The sequence below is a fragment of the Falsiporphyromonas endometrii genome (assembly GCF_042654485.1).
GTDB classification, from domain to species: domain Bacteria; phylum Bacteroidota; class Bacteroidia; order Bacteroidales; family Porphyromonadaceae; genus Porphyromonas; species Porphyromonas endometrii.
Genome location: NZ_JBHSGO010000145.1, coordinates 1 through 8,092, shown reverse-complemented (window position 1 = coordinate 8,092; position 8,092 = coordinate 1). Strand labels below are relative to the sequence as shown.

Here is an 8,092-nt window from a genome sequence, read left to right as displayed (position 1 = left end):
TGACAGACAATTCGAAATAATTTCTTTAATTTGTACTTGTGTAAGGTTCATGCTTTTTATCGTTTTTTAGTTTGTAATTTCAAAGATAATAGTCTTGGGTCTTACACACTTTTTTGGGACAGTATCTGCTGATACCTAAAAATGGGGATGTGTTGCTATTATTAATGATGTACCTTTGTGACAAGTAATTATAAAGATTAGAAGATGACAAATACATATATAAAATCATTTGATTCGCAATCAAAAATGTCTGACTTGATTTCAGAGCATTACGACCTTTTGCTTGTGATTACTCGCTTTGGTATTCCTATGGGAGTCGGGGATAAGACTATTGCGGATGTATGTGAAGAGAATAATGTCGATACAACAACTTTGATGACGGTGCTTAATGCTGTGGCAAACATACCTCATTATCCGACCAAGGAAGAGCTCAAGGGAGTATCGGTCGAATCGCTTATGGTTTATCTGAGAAATGCGCACACCTATTTCCTTAAGTTTAGGTTGCCATTCATTCGGGAACAGTTGCTTTTGGCGATGGAGGATGATTGTCCGACTGAAGTTGCTTTTGTGATTAAGAAGTTTTTCGATGATTATGTCGCTGAGGTTAATAAGCATATGAACTATGAAGAGAAGGTTGTCTTCCCTTATGCTGAAGATTTGATAGCGCACAATAAGCTGTCTGATAAGTACTCTATCGCCGTTTTTAGGAAAAGACACGATCAGGTGGAGGCTAAGATAACGGAGCTTAAGAATATTCTGATCAAGTATTATCCTGCTAAGGGTGGTTATGAATTGACTGCTGTTTTGCATGATATTTTTGAGAGTGAAGCCGATCTTGCACAACATAATTTTGTGGAAGATCACATATTTATCCCTCTTATGGAGGATATTGAGAAGTCAGCAACTAAATAAGGAAAGAGGAGATGAGTCTTAAAAATCTTAAAATTGCCATTGCAGAACCCAATGAGATTGTGAGATTGGGAATAGAAGCTTTCTTGAAAAAACTGCCGGGGTATAAGATTCAGGTAATGGATGTTAGCGATTCATCCAAGGATATTTTGGAGCAGCTCCCCGATTATGGTGTGGATATTATGCTCCTTAATCCAATAATTTCGGGTATGACTCTTCGCAAAGAATACCGTTTAAACGGAGAGATGGGAGTGGTGGCAATGCTTACATATCCTGTAGATACCGGATCTTTGTCCGGGTATAATGAATACTTGTCCTTAGCAGATTCGTCGGAGAAGTATCAAGAGGTTTTTGATAAAATATTGTCCATTGACAAGTCCGGATCTGATTCGGAAGAATGTTCGTTGACCGCTCGAGAAAAGGAGGTGGTTGTTTGTGTCGTCAAAGGGATGACTAACAAACAGATTGCTGAGGCTCTGTTTTTGTCCACTCATACAGTGATTACACATAGAAGAAATATCGCCAAAAAGTTGCAAATCCATTCTACAAGTGGTCTGACTATTTATGCGATAGTGAATAAACTTGTTGAGCTGGATGAAATAACCAAGTAGATTAACCTTTTGACCCGGTTGAATTGCAACTTCAACCGAATGCTTGAGCCTTCGTCTAATGTCATATTGTCTTTTCCGATGTTTATCTGTTGCAAGAAGCATGTCTAACAATTGCCATTCGGTATGTTGTTTCTACCTTAGGTTAGGTATTTTGCCCTTATCCTTGCTGATGAGTATCTGACTGTATATCATTCCTATTGGTGACTTGTAATGAGTAGTTTCTAATCATATTTACCTGTGATTGTTGTTTTGTTAGATGTAAATTGCAAAAACAACATAATGATATTTATTAGCCTGTTTTTATGTTATTAGTATCTGATTATTGATAAGTGCTCTATGCAAATGTATTGTATAAAGCGTCTATATTGGCATTTTTATATATCGTAGATGTGCGCTTACAATAATTATTGCCCAAATTGCTACTTGTATATTGCATTTTGTGGGGAAATATATGTACATTTGCTAACCAAAATAGGTGATGAATGGATCAGATACATAGAATACATGAGCATCTTTTAGGTCGCCAACCCTCGTCAGTAAGGAGGGGATTGATGGATCAAATCAATCATAACCAGCGACTTATAGCTATTCAGGGCGCAAGGGGAGTAGGCAAGACAAGTTTCCTCCTCGATTATGCTCGTGACTATAGTGTTGCACACGGCAAAGACAAATCTCTATATATCAACCTTAATCAACTGTGTTTTACCGAAAAGAATATCGTAGATTTTGCACAAGAGTTTGTAAATGAGGGAGGTAAACTTCTTCTTTTGGACCAAGTATATAAATACCCGGATTGGTCTACAGAACTTTCAAAATGCTATGAGTTGTTTCCTGAACTAAAGATTATCTTCACCGGATCGTCTGTGATGTGTATCGGAGAAGATAATGAGCCACTTAGTAGACAATGCGCTTCATATAAGTTGAATGGCTTCTCTTTGAGAGAATTTTTAAATCTAAAGTGTGGAATGTCACTTCCTGTGATTAATATTGAGGACATTCTTAAAAATCATCAAGAGATAGCCGAAATCATTACGCGCGATATGCATCCAATGAGCTGGATGCCGGACTATCTAAAGTATGGGTATTATCCATTTTTCCTTGAGCAACACAATTTTAGCGAAAACCTTTTGAAGAGTATCAACATGATGCTTGAGGTAGATGTCCTCTTAATCAAACAAATTGATCAGAGGTGCCTGCACAAGTTGAGAAAGTTGCTCTATATCCTTTCGCAGGATGCTCCGGACAGACCTAATGTATCACAGTTGGCTAAGTCTATTGATACCTCAAGAGCAACTGTTTCTAATTATCTCCAATATTTGGCTGATGCACAGATGATAAGCTTGCTCAAGAAACCTGAAGATGATGAGAAGAAGAAGCCGGGTGAGTACTATCTGCATAATACCAATTTGAGCTATGTCTTGAATCCCAGAGATTTGGATAAGCCTTCAGTCGAAAGGCTGAAAGATATTTATGCCACTTATTTTTTGAGTCAGGTAAAAGCTCGCTATCAGGTAGACATGGACAATAAGGCAAAAAGCAGATTCTTTGTTGATGGAAAATATCATTTTGCTGTAGAACCTGTTTGGGATAGACGTCATACGTCATCCAGGTATGTTGCAGCGGGAAATATAGAAATAGGGTCTAAGAACGTCATTCCTTTATGGATGTTTGGACTACTATACTAAGAGTAGCCAATCTTAGAATTATAAATATAAATCAGTTATAAAAAAGTTATTCAATGGCACGCGAAAAAAAGTATTTGACATGTGACGGTAATCAAGCTGCCGCTCACGTTGCTTACATGTTTAGCGAAGTTGCCGCTATTTACCCAATCACTCCATCTTCTACGATGGCTGAGTATGTTGACGAATGGTCAGCACAAGGAAGAAAGAATATCTTCGGTGAAGTGGTGAAAGTTCAAGAGATGCAGTCAGAGGCAGGTGCTGCCGGCGCTGTACACGGATCTCTTCAAGGCGGTGCGTTAACAACCACATTTACAGCTTCACAAGGTCTTCTCCTGATGATCCCTAATATGTATAAGATCGCAGGTGAGTTGTTGCCTTCAGTATTTCACGTTTCAGCGAGAGCACTTGCTGCTCAATCTTTGTCTATCTTTGGTGACCACCAAGACGTGATGGCTGCAAGACCAACAGGCTTTGCTCAGCTTTGTACCGGTTCTGTACAAGAAGTTATGGACCTTGCAGGTGTTGCTCACTTGGCAACTATCAAATCAAGAGTTCCTTTTATCCACTTCTTTGATGGATTCCGTACATCACACGAGATTCAGAAGATTGAAGCTTTGGAAAATGAAGACTTGGCTCAATTTATTGACCAGGAAGCATTGAGAGATTTCCGTAAGAGAGCTCTTAATCCTCTTAGCCCGGTAACTCGCGGTACAGCAGAAAACCCGGACGTTTACTTCCAGCACAGAGAGGCTGCCAATCGTTTCTATGATTCTGTTCCTGATATTGTTCAGAGTTATATGGACAAAGTGGCTACTGTGACAGGTCGTCATTATCATTTGTTTGATTACTATGGTGATACAGAAGCAGACCGTGTAATCATAGCAATGGGTTCGGTGACAGAATGTATCCGTGAAGTGGTAGACCTTCTCAATAAGAAAGGTCAAAAAGTGGGTCTTCTTTCAGTTCACCTCTATCGTCCATTCTCTGCAAAGCATTTCTTGTGTGCAATGCCTAAGAGCGTTAAGAGGATTGCTGTGCTTGACCGCACAAAGGAACCGGGTGCTACAGGAGAACCTCTTTACCTAGATGTGAAGGATTGCTATTATAATCGTGAAAATGCACCGCTTATCGTTGGTGGTCGTTATGGTCTTTCTTCTAAGGATACAACACCTGCTCAAATCGTATCTGTATTCGACAACTTGGCTATGAATATGCCAAAGGATCACTTTACAGTAGGTATTGTTGATAATGTGACATTTACATCACTTCCGGAGCACAAAGATATCAACCTTGGCCACAAGATGTTTGAAGCTAAGTTCTTCGGTCTTGGTGCTGATGGTACAGTAGGTGCTAATAAGAACTCTGTTAAGATTATCGGTGACAATACAGACAAGTATTGCCAGGCATACTTTGCTTATGACTCTAAGAAGTCAGGTGGTTTTACATGTTCTCACCTTCGTTTTGGTGACGAGCCAATTCGTTCGACATATTTGGTTGTAACACCAAATTTCGTTGCTTGTCACGTACCTGCCTATTTGAGAATGTACAAAGTACTTAAGGGACTTCAGGATGGAGGATCATTCCTATTGAACTCTCCTTGGGATAAAGATACTGTTGCAGATAACTTGCCTGTAAAGGTTAAGAGATATCTTGCAAAGCATAAGATTAATTTCTACATCATCGATGCTACTAAGATTGCTCGTGAGATTGGTCTTGGTAACAGAACAAATACTATTCTACAATCTGCATTCTTTAAGATTGCAAATGTAATTCCTTACGACTTGGCTGTTGAACAGATGAAGAAATTCATTGTTAAGAGCTACGGTAAGAAGGGTGAAGATGTAGTTAATAAGAACTATGCAGCTGTCGATCGTGGTGCAGATGTTATTCAAGTGCCTGTAGATCCAAGCTGGGAAAATTTGATCGACGAACCGGAAGTTCGCCATGAAAGCGATTCTGATTATGTACACAATGTTGTGCGTGTAATCAATGCACAAAGAGGTGATGAATTGCCTGTTTCTGCTTTCTTGGGTAGAGAAGATGGTACAGCAGATCCCGGTACAGCTGATTGCGAAAAGCGCGGTGTTGCAGCTTTTGTGCCTGCATGGAACAGCGAAAACTGTATACAGTGTAACCAGTGTGCTTATGTTTGTCCTCACGCTACCATTCGTCCATTCGTATTGACAGAAGAGGAGCAGACAAAGACAGGACTTAAGACTATCCCTGCTATTGGTAAGCAGTTTGCAGGAATGGGCTTCCGTATCCAGGTAGATACACTTGACTGTCTGGGTTGTGGCAACTGTGTGGATGTTTGTCCGGGCAAGAAGGGCGAAAAGGCTCTTACAATGGAACCACTTCAGACACAAAAAGAAGAGGCTGAAAACTGGAATAAGGCTCGCTGGGAAGTTTCTTCCAAAGCACATTTGGTTGATATTACAGCTAATGTTAAGAATTCACAGTTCTCACAACCATTGTTTGAATTCTCCGGAGCTTGTGCCGGTTGTGGTGAAACACCGTATGTAAAACTTCTTTCACAACTATTTGGTGATCGTCAGATGGTAGCAAATGCTACTGGTTGTTCTTCAATCTATTCAGCATCTTCTCCATCAACACCATATACAACTAATGCTGAAGGTTGTGGTCCGGCTTGGGCAAATTCACTCTTCGAGGACAATGCCGAATTTGGTCTCGGTATGCACATGGCAAGCGATATGCTTCGTGGACGCCTTGTTGCTACCGCAAATAAAGCTATCGAGTCTAATGAAATTAGTGATAACCTCAAGGGCCTCTTGAAAGAGTGGATTGCAAACTTGAGTGACGCTCCTAAGTGTAAGGCTCTTTATGATGCTATCGTACCCGAACTTAAGTCTGCAAGCGGTGTAGGTATCGTAAGAGATCTGTATAGCCAGCGTGAGCATTTCATCAAGCGTTCACAGTGGATTATCGGTGGTGACGGTTGGGCTTATGATATAGGTTTCGGTGGACTTGACCACGTGCTTGCATCAGGCCAAAATGTCAATGTACTTGTACTTGATACAGAGGTTTATTCTAATACTGGTGGACAAAGCTCTAAATCTACTCCGGTAGGTGCTATTGCTAAGTTTGCTTCTTCAGGTAAGAGAATCCGTAAGAAAGACCTTGGACTGATTGCCACAACTTATGGCTATGTTTATGTAGCTCAGATTGCAATTGGTGCTAATCAAGCTCAGACATTGAAGGCTCTTCGCGAAGCAGAAGCTTATGACGGACCATCATTGGTTATCGCTTACTCTCCTTGTATCTCTCACGGTATCAAGGCCGGTATGGGTAAGACACAAAATGAAGGTAAGAGAGCTGTTGAATGCGGATACTGGCATCTCTGGAGATATAATCCACAACTCGAAGCTGAAGGACAAAATCCATTCCAGTTTGATAGCAAGGAACCAAATTGGGATCTCTTCAAAGACTATCTGATGGGTGAAGTTCGTTACAATTCTGTATACAAGATGTATCCACAAGAAGCTGACGAACTATTCGAAGCTGCTAAGAAGAATGCTCAGTGGAGATATCGCTCATATCAGAGATTGCTAAAAGACGACTGGTCTAAGTAATATCAGACAGAAGTTATGTCATTTTATGTAGGAATTGGATAACAATTCACTTCATAATAACTTATATAAAGAGGGGAAGTCTACGAGGCTTTCCCTCTTTTATTTAGTATTTAAGATCTTCGAAATCTGTTATTAGGTTGGGTTTAAAGGTAGTCATTGGAGATCATTCATTTATTACAAAAATGTTTCTATAGCATTAGAAGGAGTAAAAAGATGATCTAAGTAACTAAGAAAGTCCTTTATTATCTTTTTCATCATTCTATCTTCTCCTGCCCGTCACATAGCTTTATATACTGCTATCTTAGATGCTAAAATCGGTTCAAAATATCTTCATAAATGCTATTCTTTCTGTTGAGGCTTTTGGGCCTAATTTGCTATATCATAAACTTGTATTCTTGTATAATGATTGTTGTCTGTCATTGACCAAGATCTATTCAAATTGTTGTAAAATTGTTTTATTCGAGATATTTAGGTTTATTAATTTCTATACTTTGATACTATACTCATTGCATGACCTACAACTATTAATTAAATTTGTCGGACAGAAATTACGGCTATTTCAATTCTATTGTTAATATCGTTAGAAATGATTCTTAAGATTAACAATGTTAATGCAGGGATCAATATGCAAGTATCTAAATCTATTTAATTATTATGAGTTCTAATAGATTAAAGAATTTCCTTTATTCTTGGTTAAAAAGGTTTTGGTCTATCCAATACCTTTTTGTCTTTATGATGATTCTATCCATTATAAACATCATGTTATTGATTGGATACAGTAGAATACCTGTGTCTTGTTCTGCTTTACTGGGAGATTTTCTTATTTCTTTCTTTCCTTCTTTGATTATAGCATTAATTAAGAAAAATAAGTTAAGACATGTTGTTGCAGCGTTGTGGGGGCTATGCTTTACTTTATTCTTTATTTATGAGTACCATTTGATAAAAGTTTGTGAAACACCATTCACTGTTACGGTTTTGGTTAATTTATTGAGTCATAATTCTGATGAGGTGAATGATATGTATTTCCCTTTTTCGATTTCAGCAGAAAGTTTTTTGAAATCCTTTTTTATTTCAATTTGTGCTGTCTTTATTTCATTTAGTTGGTTTCCTCTTTGTAAATATATTGTGCAAAATAGAAAGAATCATAAGTTTTACATTGTCATTTTTTCGGCTTTTTCTGTTTTGTCTTTCATGTATTTTTTACTTTCAATAAACAACATAGATTACTCAACACCTTTATTTTATGAAGGAAGAACTATGTTTGCTAGAGATATTCTTGCTATTAAAAAAACACTTA

At 38.5% G+C, this 8,092-nt stretch carries 5 protein-coding genes; all 5 read left to right on the top strand.

Annotated elements, in window-relative coordinates; all coding sequences use genetic code 11:
* The first annotated feature begins 204 nt into the window (after window positions 1-204).
* Window positions 205-912 (top strand): hemerythrin domain-containing protein, encoded by a 708-nt coding sequence (locus tag ACFO3G_RS04515; protein ID WP_380078388.1) that lies wholly within the window; start codon window positions 205-207, stop codon window positions 910-912.
* 11 nt (window positions 913-923) lie between these two features.
* Window positions 924-1,520, top strand: coding sequence for a response regulator transcription factor (locus tag ACFO3G_RS04510; RefSeq protein WP_380078386.1), 597 nt, complete (start codon window positions 924-926; stop codon window positions 1,518-1,520).
* 482 nt (window positions 1,521-2,002) lie between these two features.
* On the top strand, window positions 2,003-3,205 hold the full coding sequence (locus tag ACFO3G_RS04505; protein ID WP_380078384.1) for an AAA family ATPase: 1,203 nt from the start codon (window positions 2,003-2,005) through the stop codon (window positions 3,203-3,205).
* A gap of 53 nt (window positions 3,206-3,258) precedes the next feature.
* Window positions 3,259-6,795, top strand: a complete 3,537-nt coding sequence (nifJ, locus tag ACFO3G_RS04500; protein WP_380078382.1) for a pyruvate:ferredoxin (flavodoxin) oxidoreductase — start codon at window positions 3,259-3,261, stop codon at window positions 6,793-6,795.
* A 654-nt stretch (window positions 6,796-7,449) separates the two neighbouring features.
* Window positions 7,450-8,092 (top strand): hypothetical protein (locus ACFO3G_RS04495; RefSeq protein ID WP_380078380.1); only part of this gene is annotated, 643 nt, incomplete at its 3' end.